The following is a 20,344-nucleotide window of genomic DNA, read 5'->3' as shown; positions in this document are numbered from 1 at the left end:
CTCTGCCTCCTCTGCCTCCCCTGCTTACTCACCTCACAAAATCGCATTGCTCCCATTTTTAAATCAGTGGTCTACAAGACGCTCCTGCGGACGCTCGAGTACTCGCTACCGCTACGCTATCAGTGGTGGGTTCAAGCCCCCACTGATTACAATTATGAATTAGTAATTATCAATTATGAATTAGTTTGACTAACTTGCCACCATCAAAGCCGTAGACATCCCCCTTTTTTCAGTCGTTTTTACCGACTGACTATCTGCTGCGATGCCTACGGCGAGCTTCTCTACGAGACGCTCCGCGTAGCTTGCTTCCACGGAGTGGTACGCTAACGCACTTGGTTGTGTTGACCTACCTTTTTCTGGCTCACTCGTGCGATGCCTACTCATTGAAATTTAGATCACTACGTCTCTCTGGGAATTTTGCTATTATTTGCTACTTTACAATATATGCAAATCATAGAAATTTCTCCATTCCAAGCATTTCGCCGCAGTGTGGTAACGGTGATGCAGGTAGTTCCAAAGGAGCTACGCTATGTGGCAATTTTGACATTAGTGGGTGGTGCAGGCCCAGCGATCGCTATTTGGCTCAACAAGACGATCATTGATGAAATAACCCGCTTATTGAGCGCCGGGACAACGCAGAATGCGATCGCCCTGATACTTGCCCAACCTCTGCTACTCTCCAGTATTGCAGGCTCACTGCTGGTAAATTTGGTAAGTGATGCGATCGCTAACATCAATCCCTTTGTATATACTTCACTGCGCGACCGCATTTCCGGCTTTGTCCAAGGACAAGTGATTGAGAAGGTTGCCACTTTTGAAGATATTGCCTTGTTTGAAACACCCGATTTGCTCAATTTGGTGCAGTTGACCGAAAAAGGAGTGCAACGACTTCCAGAGCTTTGTCTCAGGCTTCTGACTATGTTAGAGGGAATTTTTATCTTCATTCCAGCCATACTACTTTCGGCGTCCCTTGCTTGGTGGGTACCACTAATTTTGTTTAGCTGCGTTACTCCTGCGATGTATGTGCAGATCAAATACCGTAAGCAAGTTTGGGGAGTAGAAAGAACCCAAGCGAGTGTTCTTCGGGAAATGAACTTATATAAAACGGTTTTAACCGGGGAGACATACGCCAAAGAAATACGCTTGTTTAGCTTGCAACCCTTACTGCTAGAACGCTGGCACGGACTTTACCGTACCATTTTTCGGGCAATGGAACAGATCCGTCGTCGGGGGACAACAGCCTTTATTGGCTGGTCTTTATTGAGTGGGTTAGGCTTGGCGTTGCCCTATGTATACATAGTCCAGGGAGTGCTAGGTGGAAGCCATACTTTGGGGGATTTAGCGCTTTACACCGGGGTAATTTTGGAAGTGCGTCGGAGTTTGGAGAATCTGATGTCTGGTGGGTCAGAGTTGTATAATATTGCACTGGCAACGACGCCCATTTTCCAGCTTTTAGAGTTAGAGCCGCAGTTGTCCCATTCTCAATCAAAGCCAGTAACAAAGGCATGGGGAGAAGTCAGGGAATCGGCTGTTAACAATGGGAATTTTCAAAAAAATGGGAAAAATTCATCTGCTCGTCGGCAAACTTTATCAGGTCTAAATGCAACTCAATATGAAGCATCACAGACAGGTCTTGATATCAAAAATCTGTCTTTTACCTATCCCAACAGCGATCGCGCAATCCTCAAAAATATCAACCTAAGAATTCACCCCAACGAGATGATTGTACTGGTGGGTGAGAATGGTGCTGGTAAAACCACATTAGCAAAGCTATTATGTCGCCTTTACGATCCTAGCCAAGGTGCAATTATTTGGAATGGGCAGGATTTGCGATCGCTCCCCTTAGAAGAATTGCGATCGCGGATTGATGTAGTTATGCAAGATTATGCTCGTTTTCCGACTACTGTACGAGAAAATGTTGCCTTTGGGAATTTACCGAAAATGCAGGATGATGAGGCAATTAGGGAAGCGATCGCTGAGGCTGGTTTGGCTAGAGTAATTGATAAGCTAGATCACGGTTTGGAAACCCTCTTAGGCAAACAGCTAGAAGGCGGCATTGATCTATCAGGGGGACAATGGCAGAGATTAGCGATCGCTCGTGCTTTGTTGCGACTGTCTCCAGCCGAACTTCTCATACTTGACGAGCCAACAGCGAACCTTGATCCGAAAACAGAACACGAGATTTACAACATTTTGCGTACCCTGGCAAAGGGGAGAATAGCCGTTGTAGTCAGCCATCGCCTCGCCTTAGCAAAACTAGCAGACCGAGTAGTAGTACTAGAACACGGTGAAATCATCGAGGTAGGCACTCATGACGAACTCATAGCACTAGGCGGACAGTATCACTTGATGTTTAGTCGTCAAGCAAGTAGTTACAACTAAGTGGGGAGTAGGGGGTAGTGGGCAGGGAGCAGGGAAAATATTATTGCTTTGACCTCTGAACTCGGAACTTCGACCTCTGAACTCGGAACTTCAACCTCTGAACTCGGAACTTCGACCTCTGAACTCGGAACTTCGACCTCTGAACTCGGAACTTCGACCTTTGAACTCGGAACTTCGACCTTTGAACTCGAAACTTCGACCTCTGAACTCGGAACTTCGACCTTTGAACTCGGAATTTGGTGTTACTGAGTGAAAATATGAATTTGTAAGTAGCACTTTTATATTCAAATTCAGCAACTTGGGTTATTTAGTTATTGCTCCCCATGCCCAATGCCCCAATTTATTCTGGTAACTTATATTGCCCCACAATACGCTTGGCAAACTCTGGAACGTGCGCTTCTAATTTCTCTGGATGATTCCGCTTCACATACAAATAATTCCGAGTAAAGTGAGAATCAATGGAAAACCGTGCATATTCTAAACCCTTGGGGCCGATTTTTTCGATCACCACACCCATCAGTTTTGCTGCCCACATGGGGAGAGTAACGCCTTTATCGTAAGCGGGAATACTTTGCTGTACAGCTTCCTTTCGGTTGCCTTTAGACATCACTGGTTGAGTGTCTAACTGGTCTTTCACCAAATCCAGCATTTCTTTACCAGTATCATTTCTAACTACAATCCATTGCCAGCCGAAGGGTGCGCCCATGTAGCCAACGACTAAATCGGCTAGGGAGTTGACGTAATCAAAGCAACTCATACAGGATGGGGCAAAGACATCTTTGAGTTGGTTTGTCTTCAAACCAAAGAAAGGCACAGTCTCTGATGAGCCATCTTCATGTTTGAAGTGAACCCGGAAGTCTTGCATGAATTCGTAATGCACAACTGTATCAGGCGATCGGCTGGTGGTTTCTAAGAATTTTTGCAGTCCGGCACGGTTAACATTATCTACGCAGGGTGTACCCAAAACATACAGCTTTTCTAAACCAAGTTGTTTTTCTACGGCTCGTAATGCCTGGATTTGGCAACCAACACCAATTACTAATAGCCGTTTCATCCCCGATTTTTCTATCTGTTCCAAGACAGAAAGGTTTGGGGAAAGCGTTGGTTTATTTACCCGCGCCGCTAGTATTTCTTCTGGAGTCCGAGCAATGACGGGCATGGGTTGAAAGCGGTCTTCTTTGGTATTTTGCACACAGACGACACCTTCAACTATGCCGCGATTGAGCATTTCAATAGCAATACTGCTAACAATACCCGTCCATTGTGCGCCTTCGATGGGCTGTTGTTTCCGCGCCGCCATCATGTCTTGGTGAACACCAAAGTAGAGTTCATCAGGGTTATCGAGATGGCGCGATCGCGTGTGGGTTTCTTCTTCAAGTTCGCCTATTTGCTGATTAATAAAAGCGCAGGCTTCCTTGACATAGTGAATATAGTATGTATCACATAGTCCGCACTCGCTACAGAGTTCTTTCGCAGGGCGGCGGCTGGTAGATTTTAAGGCTCTGGCTTTTTTGTGAGGAGAAACTGAGGTCATATAAATTTTTTGTTTTATCCAGGAATCGCTTTTATTACAATACCTTCACTGGCTGTGAACTTGACGATAGAGATTGAACAAGAAGAGGATAGACGCAATAAGCACAAGTGATTGCTTTTCCTGGTGTACTGGCTTACAGGCAGACACAAGAAGGACTACCATTAAGTAAGAAGATTCTTGCTACTATTTGGTAAGACTATGCAGGTTGAAAAACTATCGATTTCCTTACCAGCGTCCCTGGTGCAATTTGTTGAAGGTTATAAAGTAGCCCATGATTGTAAATCTCGCTCCCAAGTCATTGAAATGGCATTGCAATTGTTGCGAAAACAGGAATTAGAATCAGCTTACCGAGAAGCATCTGCCGAAGTTGACAATGATTGGGATGTAACAATTACAGATGGATTAACAGATGAAGCGTGGTGATATTTATTACGCAAATCTCAGCCCGGCTGTAGGTTCAGAAATGGATAAACGCCGCCCAGTGCTGATAGTCAGCAATGATGCAAGTAATCGCGCTGCCAGCACGGTAACAATTTTACCACTCACATCCAATGTTAGCCGTGTTTATCCGTTCGAGGTTTTACTTAATCTAGAAGATAGTGGTTTACCTAAAGCTTCCAAAGTACAGGCGCAGCAGGTGCGAACAATTTCTAAGCAAAGAATTGTGTCAGAGGTGGTAAATAGTTTAACTGAAGAGTTGATGCAATTAGTAGATGCTGCTCTCAAACTACATTTAGGTTTGGAGTGAGTACCTTTTAGGGCAAACCCCCTACTATGAAAGTTGGCAATGCGATCGTGTGTGCGTTTCTTCTTCAAGTTCGCCTATTTGCTGACTTATAAAAGCGTAGGTTTGCTTGACATTATGAATATAGTATGTGTGGGACAGTCAGCGATCGCTAGAGTTAAAGTAGTAGCACTACGTGTTTTGACAGATCAACTTGTAATGTTTTTAAACGCAGAGGAACGCAAAGTAAACGCGGAGTATCGCAGAGTTTTGCCTAGTAATTAGCTAGGAATTAATGAAATATTGTGTTGAGACTTTTTTAACGTAGCATTAAAAGCAAAAGTCAAGGCTTAAGTAATTTTTACGAGGACGCAACAGTATTAATTAGTCTACGCTCTGGGTAATAAGGCTACTCAGATAAACTTATGGGACTTTACGACCAAAATCAATCATCACAGGATGCGCTACGAAAGTTACGCGAAGGAGCAAGCCACTCCAGAGCAGCCCAAGAAATTGCTCAACGAGACTATGCGAAAGCTCAAGCGGAAGCTGATAAATGGGAACAACAATATCAACTTGCTTTGAAAGGAAGTAATCAGGATTTAATTCGTCAAGCAAAATTCAAAAAGGAACGATACCAAGCAATTGCTAGTAGGCTAAAAACACTGTTAGAAGAGCAACAACCACAAGTAGATGCAATTAAAAGTAGTTTGAAATCTTGGGAGAAAAAGGTTTCAGAAGCACAGAATGAAGTATTACGCAGCAAGCCTAACACTAGTAAGATTTCACCGACATTCATCAGCTTTGAATATGAACATGTTGATTTATGGGCTGATGATGAATTACAGCAACTTAAAGAAGTATTATTGCTACCACCTAAACTTCAAGAGCTAACTAAAGCAAAAAAAGACACTAAAGTGCTTTTAGTAGAGGCTATTCACGAGATAGAAGAATCTGTAACAAATGCTGTTGCTAACCAAGAAGGGATTCAGAAAAATTTTGAAAAAGCGCAGAAAGAAGCTAAATACTGGAACGAAAAAGCTCAGACAGCTTTGAGAAACAATGATGATGATTTAGCCCTTGAAGCTGTAGTGAATAAAAAAGTTCAAAATAAAATTGTGCTTATTCTTCAAACTCAGCTTCAGCACCAGAAAGCAACAATAGATATACTTGTACGAAACTTAATGGCTATAGAAAATCTCGTTGCAAATGAGAAACTATAAAAATATGTAGGCGCAGCCCGCAGTAGGCATCGCACTCTATCTTCTTCATTCCTAATTTGTTCCTCTTCAAAAACCAGTGACACAAAACTCTAAAACAGGCGCAGCATTTATCGCAGGCGGAACCATAGCAGGTGCTGGTGTTTCCGCAACTGTAGGCGGGATGGGAATAGCAGGCGGATTTGGTGCAGTCGGTATTGGTGCAACTCCTGTAGTGGCTGCTGGCGCTGTGGCTGGTGCAGCTGCTTATGGGGCAATTAATGCGATCGCACAGGGAGATGCAGCTGCGATCGCTACAATGGGAATTGGTGCAGTCGGCGGTGCTGGTGTTTATAGCGTCGTCGGTGGTATGGGTTTAGTCGCACCTAAAGTAGGGCTGGCATTTGGGATTGGTGCAGTCCCGATGGCGGGAATTGGTGCAGTGGTGGGACTCGCCGCCTATGGTATTGCCAAACTGTTAGATGAATCTGAAATTAGCGAAACTCCAGCACAGCTTTTTGAGCGCATGGAAGAGAAAGTTTTGCTAATGGATTACTATTCAGAAGCAGTGATGGAATTAGAAGCATTTTTATCTGGTGAGGATCTCAACCAAAAATTTGCTGTTTTGGAAGTCGAGGATGAGTTACAGACACTTAAGGCTGAATTCAAGAAAAAATCAGAATTTGTTACCCCTAAACCTTCCACTCTCAATATTGAAACAGAAAGAATATCTCTGACAAACCAGCTACCTGAAACTTGGAGATGTGTACACACACTCAAGGGCCACTTAGCGGCAGTTAATGCGATCGCTATCAGTCCTGATGGTACTACTCTAATCAGTGGCAGTGATGATAGACAAGTTAATTTGTGGAATTTAAAAACTGGAAAATGGCTTTACACATTCTCTGGACAAGCTGAGGCAGTTTTATCTGTTGCTATCAGCCCTGATGGGCAACAGATTGCAAGTGGTAGTGTTGATTGCAAAATCAGCAGTTGGCAGATGGACACAAGGAAATTTCGCCATACATTCTTTTATTTAAACTCTACCTATAGTCATAATGGCTTTGTTAACTCGGTTGCTTACAGTCCTGACGGGGCAATTATTGCTAGTGGTAGTGCCGATAAGACAATTAGAATTTGGGGACGCTACACAGAAACAATAAAACGCACTTTGAATGGACATTCAGATGCAGTTTTGTCAGTTGCTATTAGTCCCGATGGGAAAATTCTTGCAAGCAGTAGTGCTGATAAAACTATTAGGCTTTGGGATGTCAAAACTTGGCAACAGCGCTACATTCTCACTGAACATTGGGCGGCAGTAAATACAGTTGCTATCAGTCTTAACAGTCAAACTCTTATTAGTGGAAGCACAGATGCCACAATCAAGCTGTGGAATCTCCAAACTGGAAAATTACTCTCCACTCTAACTGGACACTCAACAGCGGTTTTGTCTGTTGCCATCAGCCCCGATGGAAAAACCCTCGCCAGTGCCAGCAGAGACGGTATGATCAAACTTTGGAACCTCCACACTGGGGAACTACTACAAACTCTCTCTGGGTGTAGTCCTGTTGCATTCAGTCCTGATGGCAAGACATTGGTAAGTGGCTGTAATGGCGGAAGCATAAAAGTTTGGAATCAAGTGCAAAGCTTTGATAAATTTACTCTCGACACTGTACTATCTGGGGAATGGTGGGAAGTCTTGGGTGTAAATCAGAGCGATCGCCCCAAAGATGTCAAACTTGCCTACCTTCAACTAGCAAGATTGTATCATCCTGATGTCAACAGTTCTGGAATTGCAAAAGCCTCTATGCAAGCAATTAATCAAGCTTATAAAGAATTTCAAGAACAGGTAATATGAATTTAACAGTATATCGATGTAAGTCAAAATATGAATAATATTTGAGGAAATAGTGTTATGTTTCAACATTTAGTAGAAGCGATAAGTTTTGAAGAATTTGTCGAATGGAAACCGGAGAACAGCAGATATGAATTACATAAAGGAGTCACAGTTGAAATGCAGCCGACAGGAGAACATGAGTTAGTCAGAGCATTTCTGATTAGAGAACTCAATTTTGAGATTCGGAGGTTTAACCTAGCTTATTCGATTCCTGCTCAAGTATTAATAAAATCTGTTGATAAAAAATCTGGTTATATTCCAGATGTGTTGGTATTGAATATCCCTAACTTAATTAATGAACCACTTTGGAAGAAATCCTCAACAGTTACTCAAGCCGCATCAATTCCATTAGTAGTAGAAGTTGTAAGTACAAATTGGCGAGATGATTACTTTCTCAAATTTGGTGAATATGAGGAACTTGGAATTTCAGAATATTGGATTGTTGACTATGCTGCTCTTGGTGGAAAACGGTTTATTGGCAATCCGAAACAACCGACAATATCAGTTTACAGATTAGTGGAAGGCGAGTACCAAGTAACTCAGTTTTGTGGTAATGACCAAATTCAATCGCCAACTTTAAGAGAGCTAAATCTAACTGCTGAACAAGTTTTTAAGGCTGCTTCAGGAGAACAGTAATGAACATTGCTTTTGTTAATACTCAGTACTTATATAGGACTACTATTTGATTTTTGAAAAGATACGTAGGGTGCGTTAGCGACAGCGTAACGCACCAAAGCCTTAAGAATGGTGCGTTACGGCTTACGCCTAACACACCCTACAAATATTTAGATATTTTCAGAAATCAAATATGATTCCTATAGCAATCCTAATGAGATTGTGAAATTAGTCGTGGAGGCAGGCAATAGGGAATAGGCAAGAGGCAACAGATTTTTTTCACGAATGATTTAGGATTGCTATATGTACTTGATATATTCTCTACACCTTATAGGCGGTATTTCGACTCAGCACTCTTGATTATTTTTGACGCACTCCGATAAACACCCCATATCATCTGTCAGTAGGGTAAAATATATAACTCCTCAGAAGTATTGACATCTGAACTTTTTCAAGCATTTATCTTGCATATTTTGAAAAAACGTTATAAATTATTAGGTTATAGGGGAATAATCTGACTTCTTAGTGTCAAAAACTAATCCTGATCAAGTAAATATACTGCGACCAGTTTTAACTTCACGCAAACACTAAACAGCACTGAAGATATGTTTTTATTTGATAAAGCAAAGATTCTGTACATGAAACGGAACAATAAATAATCTAAAAATATATCTTGTGTGACTGTTTGTAAGAATCATGTTACTACTTGCGGTGAAAGCAAAAACTATCATTCACTAAAAGAGTAATCCATTATAAGCAAATTAACTATAAATAAAACTGCATAATCAGCAGATTTATTAATTGTTGGTTGATTAATTTTTCTCCTAATCATATTTGCTATTCAAAGAATCGTTTTTGTTATGCTGAAAATAGCAAAAATAAGGAATGAAGACGCATCTACCACAACTTTACAATCCAAATGGAGCTATTCTGGCGATGCACTTAGACGAATTGGAAACTACTGAAAATTTAAAAGAAGTGGAAGAAGCGTGGCAAACACTAGAGAAATCAATTCTTTACTATCAAGGACGCCCTGTTGGTACGGTAGCCGCTTTTGATGCATCTGTAGAGGCGCTCAATTATGACCAGTGCTTTGTTCGGGATTTTGTCTCCTCAGCTCTAATTTTTCTGATCAAAGGTAGAACAGATATTGTTCGTAATTTCTTAGAAGAAACCTTAAAGTTACAGCCTAAAGAAAGGGCATTAGATGCTTATAAACCTGGGCGAGGATTAATCCCAGCTAGCTTTAAAGTTGTATCAGAAAATGGGCAAGAATATTTAGAAGCAGACTTTGGTGAACATGCGATCGCTAGAGTTACACCCGTAGATTCTTGCTTATGGTGGATTATTTTGTTGCGTGCTTATGTAATCGCCACAGAAGATTTTTCTCTAGCCTATCAACCAGAATTCCAAAATGGTATTAAGTTAATCATGGAAATCTGCTTGGCGAATCGTTTTGATATGTACCCAACGCTGTTGGTTCCAGATGGTGCTTGTATGATTGACCGTCGTATGGGCATTTATGGGCATCCTCTAGAATTACAAGTTCTTTTTTACACGGCATTGCGTGCATCTCGTGAACTGCTAATTTGTCAAGGTAATTCCGATATTGTTGAAGCCATTGATAACCGATTGCCTCTTCTATGTGCTCATATTCGCCAGCATTATTGGATAGATATTAATCGCCTGAATGCAATTTATCGCTTCAAAAGTGAAGAATATGGCAAGGGTGCTGTTAATCTATTCAACATATATGTAGATTCTGTTCCCTATTATGAATTAGATAAGTGGCTGCCAAGAAAAGGTGGTTATCTTTCAGGTAATGTCGGGCCGTCGCAGCTAGATACTCGCTTCTTTTCACTCGGAAACTTAATGGCAATCATTTCAGATTTAGCCACAGAAGAACAGTCACAAGCGATTATGACTCTCATTGAGGAACGATGGGATGACTTGGTGGGAGATATGCCAATGAAAATTTGTTTCCCAGCTTTGGAACATGAAGAATACAGAATCGTAACTGGATGTGACCCCAAAAATATCCCCTGGTCGTATCATAATGCTGGTAGTTGGCCTGTTTTAATGTGGATGTTAGCGGCTGCGGCTGTGAAAACTAATAGAACAAGTCTTGCACAAAAGGCGATTGAAATTGCCCAAGGACGCCTCAGTACAGATGAATGGCCAGAATATTACGACGGTAAAAAAGGGCGACTAATTGGCAAACAAGCTCGGAAATATCAAACTTGGACAATTACTGGGTTCTTATTGGCAAAAGAATTGATGGCGAACCCTACTTATTTACCATTAATCAGCTTTGGGAAATTACCAGCAGAACAGGTTTCTAGAGCGTGTGAGTTTGAAATTGCCAGCGTAGAACCATATATGACTTGATAGGGAAATTAAAAGTTAGGAGAGACGCGATTGATTAATCGCGTCTGTACAAGAGTTGGGAGTTAGAATACAAAAGCCTTCTGACTCCTGAATCCTGTTTCCATGACAAACTCCCGTCAACTAGCTTTTATCGCCCTGCGAGATGTTCATAAGGGGGCTTATGCTGATGTTGCCCTAGATAGAGTACTGCAAAAAGTCAGTTTGCCTGATAACGATCGCCGCTTACTGACAGAATTGGTTTATGGGAGCGTCAGAAGGCAGCGTACTCTTGATACTCTTATTGATCAACTCGCTAAAAAGAAATCTGATCAACAACCTCAAGACCTCCGCACCATCTTACATCTAGGTTTCTACCAGTTGCGCTATCAAGAGCGTATTCCTGCCTCAGCTGCTGTTAATACCACTGTCCAACTCGCTAAAGAAAACGGTTTTTCTGGACTCACAGGTTTTGTTAACGGTTTATTACGCCAGTATCTGAGAAAAGCAGGGGTGCAGGGGAGCAGAGGGGCAGAGGAGAAAAACTCATTGTTACTCCCCCACTCCCCACTCCCCACTCTCCACTCCCCACTCTCCCATTTTGATCCGTTACAACTTCCAGAAAATCCAGTGGAACGCTTGGGTATTTTACACAGCTTCCCTGACTGGATTATTCAAGTTTGGTTAGAACAATTGGGTTTGGTTGAGACAGAACAATTGTGTGAATGGATGAACCAATCCCCAACAATTGACTTGCGTATCAATCCTCTTCGCACTTCGATGGAGGAAGTTGAGGCGGCTTTGCAATCTGTTGGTATTTTGGTGAGACGGATTCCTCATTTACCCCAAGCTTTACGATTTATTGGTAATACTGGGTCAATTCAAAAACTACCTGGTTTTAAAGAAGGTTGGTGGACTGTACAAGATGGTAGCGCTCAATTGGTAAGTCATTTGCTCAACCCCCAACCGGGTGAGGTGGTAATTGATGCCTGTGCTGCACCAGGGGGTAAAACAACCCACATCGCTGAGTTAATGGCAGATAAAGGGAAAATTTGGGCTTGCGATCGCACTCCTTCTCGTCTTCGCAAACTCCAAGAAAATTCTCAACGGCTAAATTTACAATCTATTCAAATTTACACTGGTGACAGCCGCCACTTCAACCAATTTCAAAACACCGCAGACCGCGTATTGCTTGATGCTCCATGTTCAGGGTTAGGAACCATGCACCGTCATGCTGATGCTCGTTGGCGACAGACACCAGCATCTGTCCGCGAACTTTCGGTGCTGCAAAAAGAATTGTTAACACATACATCTACTTTTGTTAAACCTGGTGGTCTACTAGTTTATGCCACCTGTACATTGCATCCAGCAGAAAATGAAGAAGTGATTTCAGCATTTTTAGCTGAGTCACCGAATTGGCAAATTGAGTCTCCCAGCGGCGTTGAGATACTTGATTCTGCCCATAGCACACCTCAAGGTTGGTTCAAAGTTTGGCCCCATCAACAGGACATGGATGGCTTTTTTATGGTGCGCTTAAGAAAAACCAATAATTCCGAGTGAATACGGTTTGGGATTGTACGATTTGGTGGAGGCCTGAATCTACCAGAGGAGGCAGCAATGGTTACCCCTTCCAATGTCAAAAACTTAGTTAAAATCCTGATTGGAGCCGCCTGGATTGATGGCAGAATCCAGCCAGAAGAACGGCAATATCTCCGAGAAATAGCTCAAGCAAAAGGTTTAGCTAACGATCCAGAAATTAAGCCTTGGCTGTACGAATTGGTTCCTGTACAGCCAAAAGAATGCTATGACTGGGTGCGGGAGTATTTAGGCGATCGCCCCAGTCTTGAAGATTGTGAAAATCTGATTGAAGCCATCAGTGGCTTAATTTATAGCGATGGTGAAGTTGCCGTCGAAGAAGCTAGGCTCCTAACGGAATTGCAGGATATAGCTAAGGCGAATGACTCAACTCAACCGGCTCATACTGCACTTCTTAAACAAATTCAAAAGCTTTACCGTCGTTGGGTTGAAGTGCAAAACTAATCATAGTCAAAAGCCCATAGTTTAATAATTAATGACTATTGACTAATGACTAATGACTAAATTATGACTTCGGATCACCCAGACCCGGAGTTTCTTCTTTATCAACCTTAGGCACAAAATCAGGACGCTCTTTGCTTTCCCAACCTGCGGGGCGTTTAGAGTTGTACCAAGCTATTGAACCAATGGTTACAGCAGCAATAAAACCAACGACATATACCAAGGTGAAAGCAAAAGGAAAATTACCACCACCTGTTGCGACTGAATCTGCTGCCTGCATCAATATATGCATGAGTATATTCTCCAATGTTAAGTAACACTACTTGACACACTATAGAATGAGCGTATCACTTAACATCCCTCTGGAGTTTAGTTTCAGCAACTTCATATTGTAGAGAAAAGAGCATGGGGTAGGGTGCAGGGGAGACAAGGGGACAAGGGGTAGGGGGCAGGGGGCAGGGAGAAGAGTTTTCCCTTCTGCCTCTTTTCAATGCCCAATGCCCAATGCCCAATGCCCACTTTTCATTAATTAGAAGGTCTAAGTCTATCCCGCCATGATGGTTGTGACGGTGAAGAACCTGAAGAACCGGAACTATTGGCAGGAGGGGAAGATCGCCGACTTCTTCTAGGCGTGGGAGAAGAATCAGATTCTACTGTTCTAGTTCGCCGCCGTGGAGTAGATGACTCTGAGGAAGAGTTATTGGAACTTGATTCTTGAGTGCGTAGGCGTAGCCCGCCGTAGGCATCGCGCCTTCTCCTTCTTGGGGTATAGTTACTTGATTCCTGTTCTTCTTGAGAATATCTCCTCCTTCTACGTCTCCTAGAGGAACCACTTTCCTCAGAATTTCTAGTACTTTCCCCTCTTGAGTCATCATTAGAAGAAATAGAACGATTTAGGATTTGTTTGGGCTTGATGGACTGGGCTTTAATAGTGCCTTTACGACCTTCTAACTTGGGTCGTTTGGGAAACTTTTCGACAGGCATCTCCTCTACCGCTTTTTTCATAAATTCGCGCCAGGTGTAAGCTGCACTACCACTACTACCGTATGTGGGGCGGTTGTCATCGTTACCTAGCCAGACCCCTGTTACCATCTGGGGAATGTAGCCAATGAACCATAAATCACGGGCTTCGTCGGAGGTGCCGGTCTTGCCAGCAACGGGTCTATTACCTAATTGAGCAGCACCACCAGTCCCCGCTTCTACTACGTTGCGTAGCATCCAAGTCATGATGGCGGCACTGTCAGCGTCAAGCGCCCGTTTAGACTTGAAATTCGCTGACCAGATCACCTTCCCCTGGCGGTTAAGGATGCGAGTAATACCATGAGGCTCTGTGTGCAATCCCTGAGTAGCAAAACTGCCATAGGCGCTGGTCAACTCTAGTAGATTCACTTCATTTGAGCCGAGAGCCAAAGAGTAGGTGGGCTTGAGTTGAGATTTTATCCCCATATCATGGGCAACTTTAATCGTTGGCGTAAATCCCACATCAATCAACACCTTCACCGCAATAATATTAATAGAACGGGTGAGGGCATCGCGGATGTTCATGGAACCCCGAAAGTTTTCACTATAGTTTTTCGGTTCGTAGCCGTCTACAACAAAGGGTGCATCCTGGTATGCATCGTAGGGGCTTTTACCGCTAGCGATCGCAGTAGCATATACAAATCCTTTAAATGTCGATCCTGGCTGCCGTTGTGCCTGGGTAACCCGATTAAACTGGTTTTTACCAAAGTCTTTTCCCCCAACCATTGCCTTAATTTCACCGTTGCGGGGGTCAATGGCTACCATTGATCCTTGCTTAAAGTTTTCCCAGCGTCCTTGATTTCGCAGCGTTTTGGCAACCGCCTCTTCTGCAATTTTCTGCCAAGTCGGGTTCAACGTGGTTTCTACTACTAACCCCTCACTTGCTAGCACGTCAGGAGAAACGTACTTCGGCAATTCTTTTTGGATGTAGCTGGTAAAGTAGGGTGATTCTACTTGCACTCGCTTGGGTAAACTGCTTTTGAGAGTTAGCGGTTCTTGGACTGCTGCTTGTCTTTGTTCTGGCGTAATTATTTTATCTTCTTGCATCCGTAGCAATACCAGATTTCGCCGCCGTTTGGCAGCTTCTGGATTCTTGTCTGGAGCGTATAAGCTAGGAGCAGGAGCTAATCCAGCAATCGTGGCCATTTCTGCTAAAGAAAGCTGGTCTGGCGATTTACTAAAATATACCCAAGATGCATCTGCCACACCATAAGCTCCAGCTCCCAAATAAACCAGATTCAGGTAACGCTCTAAAATCTGATCTTTGGTTAATTCATTCTCCATTTTTTGTGCTAAACGGACTTCCTTGAGTTTGCGCCAGATTGTCTGTTCTTGTTTCAAGAAGAGAATCCGCGCTAGCTGTTGGGTGATGGTACTAGCACCTTCGACCACACCTTGCGATCGCAAATTATTCAAACTTGCTCTGGCAATCCCTTGAGGATCAATTCCGTTGTGTTGCTTAAATCTTCTATCTTCTGAGGCGATAAAAGCTTTTTTTAAATTATCTGGTATTTGTTCTAGCTTTACCTGTTCTCTAGTTGCTTCACCTTGTTGTTGTAATATGGTTCCATCGGCAGCTTTGATGGTCAGTGTTTGCTCTCTAAGAACGGCATTTAACTGCGCCTTATCTGGCAAAGTCCGATCTATTAAACTAATGCCGTATATTAAGGCAACTATCCCACCACCTAAACCCAAGCCTGCCCAAAACCAGATGCGATGATAGAGTGGTTTACCGCGAGTTGCCTGATTAACCTTCATCCTAGGTAAAATTTTCATTTGCTCAGTAACTGCCTCGCCTGTGCCATATATGCTGGTGGTAAGCTTTCATTTGCTCCTCCTTGTCCAAAGTCACTCAAATTAGTTGGTCTTCGCTTGAACCAGGAGGTAAGCTTCCCCACGTCAGTTCCTCGCTTAAGTTAGTAACTATAATAACCACCATCAATCAACTTTGGGGTTAGCGCACCACCTCTGTGTTAGTATAATATCCTATAAATATTTAACTAAATTCACTATACAAATAATGTTTTTTAGATTTAGTTAATTTAGTTTTGTAAAAATACTGTAATTTTTGATAGCTATTCGGAATATAAAAGTTATTGGCATTTTCTGGAACAGGTGCAAGGAAGTATTCACAAAGACAGCCAAAAAACGGCTTACTCAAGGATAGTACGATGCCTATGGCGAGCCACGCCGAGGCGAAGCTAAGGAGAAGCGCCGTTGCCCTTGGTAGTAACATGGGCGATTCACAGACAACTTTAGAAGCAGCTATAGAAACTTTAGCTCAAACGCCAGGTATTGTCTTAGAAGCCAGATCCAATTGGTACCAAACCAAAGCTGTTGGCCCACCACAGCCAGATTACCTAAATGGCTGCGTCACATTACAGGTAGAAATGCTACCGCAGCAGTTATTAGAAATTTTGTTAGGAATTGAACAGCAATTTGGGCGCGTGCGTCAGGAACGCTGGGGGCCAAGAATCCTAGATTTGGATTTGTTATTATTTGATGACTTTATTGTGGATACACCAAATCTTCAGATTCCCCACCCACGAATGCGGGATCGGGCCTTTGTGTTAGTACCGCTAGCAGAAATTGCCCCAGATTGGATAGAACCAGTATCCGGGTGTGTTATTAAAGAACTGCTGAAAGAGGTAGACTGTTCTGATGTACATTTATTGATGGGGAATTAAAAATACCATCCTTAAACGCAGAAGAACGCTGATTTCACCTCTGTATTCACAGATAATCAGATTTTACTATGCCATTAGGTAGAGAATTACCACAACTATTAAGACAACGCCTGTTTTATAAAGGACGCAAGTTTGATTTTGAAGTTAATCGCTTACGCTTGCCTAATAAATCAGAAGGGGAATGGGAATGTATTCGTCACCCTGGTGGCGCTCTAGCTGTGCCGATAACGCCAGAGGGCAAACTTGTACTCGTGCGCCAGTATCGTTTTGCAATTCAGGGACGGATATTAGAATTTCCGGCGGGAACTGTAGAACCAAATGAAGATCCCTTAGAGACAATACAGCGTGAAATCGAAGAAGAAACTGGTTATAGTGCCCAAAAATGGGACAAATTAGGCGAATTTTTCCTAGCTCCCGGCTATTCTGATGAGATTATCTATGCTTTTCTGGCGCGAGATTTGGAAAAGCTGGAAACACCACCACCACAAGATGGAGACGAAGATATCGAAACTGTGTTTTTGACTCCCGAAGAATTAGAGAAAGCGATTCTGGAGGGAGAGCCGGTAGATGCTAAATCAGTTTCTAGCTTTTTTCTGGCGCGTCCGTTTTTAATCTAATACCAATATGCTGCTAGAGTTAGCAATGCCTACGCAAATGCTGACGAGATGATCGTTAATAATGATTTGAGTCGATACGTGGAACATCCGCGTATCGGCTCATGCTTGGCATGATAAGCTCTAAAAATAATGTCAATTTTTACGCTGTAACCAAGCAAAGGCTTCATTAACAGAGAGGCTATTCAATTGGAGAACAGTTGCGAGGATGGTTGAAGTGCGGAATGTAGGTTTTAATAGCAATTCTCTCTAAATTTTAAGTAGACGCCCCCTTCCCCCTGCCTCAATTCTGTAGAACCTGTGCGATCGCTTGAGAAATTGGTAAGCCAGGACAGCGTTCTAACCAGAAAAACTCGCCAACTGGGTTAACCTCAAGAAATACATGACGACCATCAGGAGTCAAAATAATATCAATAGCTCCGTAGTTCAAACCAAATTCTGCCATGAGTTTGAGCAGTTTCTCTTCAACATCTTCAGGCAAAGTGTATGCTTCCCAAGCGTCGAGTAAGGCAATTCCCTGTTTACGCCAATCGTAACGCGCCTTATCCAAAGCTTGAGAATCAACCGCAGCCGTCAGCACACGTTTGCCTACAATAATTGTCCGCAATTCCAATGCTTTAGGAATTTTTTCTTGAAATGTCATTGGGCAGAAACGTAATCCATCGAGGTTGTCCAGATCCTCAGATGAAATTAGATTCGTAAACACAACTTTTTCTCGTTCTTGTTCATCGTAAATAGCGAAAGAAGAGAGCATCTTTGTAATCATTCCCTGCTTACACTCTTGGGCAAATTGCTTCACTGCCACTGGATTGTTTGTAGTCAGGGTGTGTGGCGTATCTAGACCGATCTCTCGTGCTATTCGTAATTGCAGTTGCTTATTGTCGGCTCGGCGAATATTTGGCACAGGGTCGAGATGGAAACCCTTAATACTGGCAATCATTCCGTCAATGGTGACGCGAGATTCTTTGAGTGAGGCTTGTCTGAGTTGCTCGTCCATCAAGTCGGGAATTTTTGACCCAATTGCAATGCGGCGATACCAAACTGCTGATACTTCACTCAAATCTAATGTCTGATCTTCAACACTCAGAGTAACTCGCTCACTTCCCGCATAGTAAACATCTAAGGTAATTTCTGTGGGAAATCGGTCTGTGTCAAAACGAAATGCTTTTCCTCCTTGGGCTTCAATTGCCTGAATAACTAGAGGAATACTTTCGTTGTCTTGGCTGTGAGTAATGATTAAAACAGTCACGTCGCTTCGCTCCGAATTAAAAATTAGAAATTAAAAATTAAAAATTAACAAGTTTCTAAATTTATAAAGGCTGTCAGTTGGTTTTAAGTAAGAGCATTTTGCTTAGGGCTTGTTGAAAGTAGTGCAGATGCGATCGCGTCTGCGATCGGGTATTCCAAATCTCTCTCCAGCATCCCCCACTCTCCTGTAGGATTAATTTCTAAAAAAACATATTCCCCTGATGGCGTTTTGATGAAGTCAAATGCTCCAAAAATCAGTCCAAACCTTGCCATAAAAGCATCCAGGCAACGGATTAATTTATCAGGTAATTGATATGGTTGCCAGGTAAGAGCCTCTTTTGTTCCACGTCGCCAATCTTGGGTGGATGCTGCATACTCAGAGGCATCCAATGCCCCGACAAAGAGATTACCATTCACATACACTGCACGTAATTCTAGTTGTTTGGGGATTTGTTCTTGAAACACAACTGGACAATAGCGCAGTGTTTCAGCATCAAGTAAGTCTTCTTCTTTAACGGCGCTAGTATACATGAAAAAAGAGGAAGCTTGCATTCCATAAGAAAGAGGTCTGAGTAGCTTGGCAACCATTTTTCCTTTAACTTCCCCAAAAAACTCTCGTGCTTGTTGAGGATTGTTGGTGACGATAGTCCGAGGTATGACAAGACCAACTTCCGATGCGATTCTTAGTTGGCGTAGCTTGTTCTCAGCTGCACTAATCCGTTGTAAATCATCCACCCAGGTAGCTTCCCTCAGACTATCCCAAAAGCCATCTAAAACTGCGAGTGATTCATTAGAGCAGGCTGCTTGGAATTTTGGAGCTAATTCTTTACCTAGATCGGGTTGCCAGATACGTCGCATCCATACTGCTTGCACTTGCTCGGTGTTCAGGGAGCTTAGACACGGAGCGGCTTGTCGTAAGACATCGCTATATTCTAGTTTATGATTGCTCCCAGAGTTACTTAAATTCGCCTCGATTTTTACTGTCATCGGAAATTTATCAGTATCAAAGCGAAATGTCTGTGCGCCTCGTTTTGATACAGCTTCTGCAACTCTATCTATTGTGAAGTAATCACCACTATGGGTGATTAATAAAACCACATCACGGTCAGCGTGCATAAAATATTTTCATTAGGTTTTTGTATTATCCCTACTGTCAACTTTTAAAAAAATAAAGCATTAAAAAGTAAACTTAGTTTTAATGGCAAGCCAACCCCTAAATGGAGTTGGCAAAGCTAACAGTATTTTTATTCTAAGAATATTTTTCAAAACCGCATCTCTGGTCTACTCAAAAGTATGCAGTTATTCTATTAACTATCGGCAAACTTCATCGCTGTCTGAAGGATACTTCCTAGTTTCTACGATGCCGTCTTCATTATCAGAAGGGAACTTCAGAGTTACAACTTTGCCTCCGCCGCCGTCTTCATTATCAGAAGGAAACTTCTGAGTTACGAATGTGCCTCTGCCACCTTCCTCATTATCAGAAGGGTACTTCTTAGTTACGGCTATGTGTCCACCCCCAATCTCTTCTGATTCTTGATCAGATAGGTCTTCAAAGCTTTGCCCTTCTAAAAATCTGGCAAAGAAGGGTACTGCTTGTGAATTCAGTTCTTCTGGTTTGTTTTCAGACATAATTCTCTCCTTTGGTTAAGTAAAAATAAATTTATGTTGATCTCAATAATATTACATAGGGTTTCATCTTTAACTACATGAAACTCGTTTGAAATTATTTGTAATATTTGCGTAAAAATACTTTTGTTCTTTTTTATCTAGTTAGACTAGCAAGATCAAGGGAAAGTCAAACACAGAATCAAAGGGAATTGACGTTATACACTGCGATTAGTACAGCGCGGCGGAAATAAAAAACTCCACGCCACTTGCGGGATAGAGTTTCCCGCCGACTTCCATAAACAACCCATTCCAAATCAACAAGACGCGATTTATCGCGTCTAAAATACTGACACGTTAAAAAGACGCGATAAATCGCCGTCTCTACAAAGAATGGACTCGTCAATTATTCCTTGAC

The 20,344-nt window shown here is 42.5% G+C and carries 21 protein-coding genes; 13 read left to right on the top strand and 8 right to left on the bottom strand.

Annotated elements, in window-relative coordinates:
• The coding region (locus VB740_RS30145; RefSeq protein WP_323203515.1) for a hypothetical protein at positions 1–189 on the top strand (189 nt) is incomplete at its 5' end.
• Here VB740_RS30145 and VB740_RS30140 read toward each other — a convergent pair.
• Positions 190–384, bottom strand: a complete 195-nt coding sequence (locus tag VB740_RS30140; protein ID WP_323203514.1) for a hypothetical protein — start codon at positions 382–384, stop codon at positions 190–192.
• 60 nt (positions 385–444) lie between these two features.
• Here VB740_RS30140 and VB740_RS30135 point away from each other — a divergent pair, with 60 nt between their 5' ends.
• On the top strand, positions 445–2,382 hold the full coding sequence (locus VB740_RS30135; protein ID WP_323203513.1) for an ABC transporter ATP-binding protein: 1,938 nt from the start codon (positions 445–447) through the stop codon (positions 2,380–2,382).
• A 340-nt stretch (positions 2,383–2,722) separates the two neighbouring features.
• Here the strand turns inward: VB740_RS30135 and VB740_RS30130 are convergent, their stop codons facing one another.
• Positions 2,723–3,916, bottom strand: coding sequence for a Coenzyme F420 hydrogenase/dehydrogenase, beta subunit C-terminal domain (locus tag VB740_RS30130; RefSeq protein ID WP_109010867.1), 1,194 nt, complete (start codon positions 3,914–3,916; stop codon positions 2,723–2,725).
• A 198-nt stretch (positions 3,917–4,114) separates the two neighbouring features.
• Here VB740_RS30130 and VB740_RS30125 point away from each other — a divergent pair, with 198 nt between their 5' ends.
• The 9 genes from VB740_RS30125 (at position 4,115) to VB740_RS30085 (ending at position 12,755) form a co-directional block, all read left to right on the top strand.
• The gene (locus VB740_RS30125; RefSeq protein WP_323203512.1) at positions 4,115–4,339 is read left to right on the top strand and encodes a CopG family transcriptional regulator; all 225 of its coding nucleotides are present in this window, start codon (positions 4,115–4,117) and stop codon (positions 4,337–4,339) included.
• Entirely contained in the window at positions 4,326–4,664 is a 339-nt protein-coding gene (locus tag VB740_RS30120) for a type II toxin-antitoxin system PemK/MazF family toxin (protein ID WP_323203511.1), read from the top strand. Before VB740_RS30125 ends, VB740_RS30120 begins: the two co-directional genes overlap by 14 nt.
• A gap of 39 nt (positions 4,665–4,703) precedes the next feature.
• On the top strand, positions 4,704–4,925 hold the full coding sequence (locus VB740_RS30115) for a hypothetical protein (RefSeq protein ID WP_323203510.1): 222 nt from the start codon (positions 4,704–4,706) through the stop codon (positions 4,923–4,925).
• Between the two features lie 140 nt (positions 4,926–5,065).
• On the top strand, positions 5,066–5,863 hold the full coding sequence (locus tag VB740_RS30110) for a PspA/IM30 family protein (RefSeq protein WP_323203509.1): 798 nt from the start codon (positions 5,066–5,068) through the stop codon (positions 5,861–5,863).
• A 76-nt stretch (positions 5,864–5,939) separates the two neighbouring features.
• On the top strand, positions 5,940–7,697 hold the full coding sequence (locus VB740_RS30105) for a DnaJ domain-containing protein (RefSeq protein ID WP_323203508.1): 1,758 nt from the start codon (positions 5,940–5,942) through the stop codon (positions 7,695–7,697).
• A 57-nt stretch (positions 7,698–7,754) separates the two neighbouring features.
• Positions 7,755–8,372: a Uma2 family endonuclease gene (locus VB740_RS30100; protein ID WP_323203507.1), complete on the top strand. Its 618-nt coding sequence runs from the start codon at positions 7,755–7,757 to the stop codon at positions 8,370–8,372.
• Between the two features lie 915 nt (positions 8,373–9,287).
• Positions 9,288–10,739 carry a glycoside hydrolase 100 family protein gene (locus VB740_RS30095; RefSeq protein WP_323203516.1) on the top strand — a complete coding sequence of 484 codons (1,452 nt, stop codon included), beginning with the start codon at positions 9,288–9,290 and terminating at the stop codon, positions 10,737–10,739.
• Between the two features lie 102 nt (positions 10,740–10,841).
• A complete protein-coding gene (locus tag VB740_RS30090) occupies positions 10,842–12,275 on the top strand; it encodes a 16S rRNA (cytosine(967)-C(5))-methyltransferase (protein WP_323203506.1) in 1,434 nt (477 codons plus the stop codon).
• Between the two features lie 57 nt (positions 12,276–12,332).
• Positions 12,333–12,755, top strand: coding sequence for a TerB family tellurite resistance protein (locus tag VB740_RS30085; RefSeq protein ID WP_323203505.1), 423 nt, complete (start codon positions 12,333–12,335; stop codon positions 12,753–12,755).
• A gap of 61 nt (positions 12,756–12,816) precedes the next feature.
• Here VB740_RS30085 and psb35 read toward each other — a convergent pair whose 3' ends face one another.
• From psb35 to VB740_RS30070, 3 genes are all read right to left on the bottom strand, one after another.
• Positions 12,817–13,044, bottom strand: a complete 228-nt coding sequence (gene psb35 / locus VB740_RS30080; protein WP_323203504.1) for a photosystem II assembly protein Psb35 — start codon at positions 13,042–13,044, stop codon at positions 12,817–12,819.
• A gap of 233 nt (positions 13,045–13,277) precedes the next feature.
• Positions 13,278–15,548 (bottom strand): penicillin-binding protein 1A, encoded by a 2,271-nt coding sequence (locus tag VB740_RS30075; protein WP_323203503.1) that lies wholly within the window; start codon positions 15,546–15,548, stop codon positions 13,278–13,280.
• Complete coding sequence (locus tag VB740_RS30070; protein ID WP_323203502.1) at positions 15,545–15,670, bottom strand: hypothetical protein; 126 nt, start codon at positions 15,668–15,670, stop codon at positions 15,545–15,547. The genes VB740_RS30075 and VB740_RS30070 overlap by 4 nt, the downstream gene beginning before the upstream one ends.
• 273 nt (positions 15,671–15,943) lie before the next feature.
• On the opposite strand from VB740_RS30070, the gene folK reads away from it, so the two are divergent.
• A complete protein-coding gene (gene folK, locus VB740_RS30065) occupies positions 15,944–16,459 on the top strand; it encodes a 2-amino-4-hydroxy-6-hydroxymethyldihydropteridine diphosphokinase (RefSeq protein ID WP_323203501.1) in 516 nt (171 codons plus the stop codon).
• Between the two features lie 68 nt (positions 16,460–16,527).
• Positions 16,528–17,076, top strand: coding sequence for an NUDIX hydrolase (locus VB740_RS30060; RefSeq protein ID WP_323203500.1), 549 nt, complete (start codon positions 16,528–16,530; stop codon positions 17,074–17,076).
• Positions 17,077–17,356: 280 nt separating this feature from the next.
• Here the strand turns inward: VB740_RS30060 and VB740_RS30055 are convergent, their stop codons facing one another.
• The 3 genes from VB740_RS30055 to VB740_RS30045 all read right to left on the bottom strand — a co-directional run bounded on the left by VB740_RS30055 (position 17,357) and on the right by VB740_RS30045 (position 19,950).
• Positions 17,357–18,322: an MvdD family ATP-grasp ribosomal peptide maturase gene (locus VB740_RS30055; RefSeq protein ID WP_323203499.1), complete on the bottom strand. Its 966-nt coding sequence runs from the start codon at positions 18,320–18,322 to the stop codon at positions 17,357–17,359.
• 83 nt (positions 18,323–18,405) lie between these two features.
• Positions 18,406–19,437, bottom strand: coding sequence for an MvdC family ATP-grasp ribosomal peptide maturase (locus VB740_RS30050; protein ID WP_323203498.1), 1,032 nt, complete (start codon positions 19,435–19,437; stop codon positions 18,406–18,408).
• A 195-nt stretch (positions 19,438–19,632) separates the two neighbouring features.
• Positions 19,633–19,950 carry a microviridin/marinostatin family tricyclic proteinase inhibitor gene (locus VB740_RS30045; RefSeq protein WP_323203497.1) on the bottom strand — a complete coding sequence of 106 codons (318 nt, stop codon included), beginning with the start codon at positions 19,948–19,950 and terminating at the stop codon, positions 19,633–19,635.
• Positions 19,951–20,344: the final 394 nt, after the last annotated feature.

The sequence above is a fragment of the Nostoc sp. UHCC 0251 genome, from assembly GCF_034932245.1.
Lineage (GTDB): Bacteria > Cyanobacteriota > Cyanobacteriia > Cyanobacteriales > Nostocaceae > Nostoc.
The sequence above is the reverse complement of the archived record's forward strand: the minus strand, read 5'-3'. Positions and strand labels throughout refer to the sequence as shown.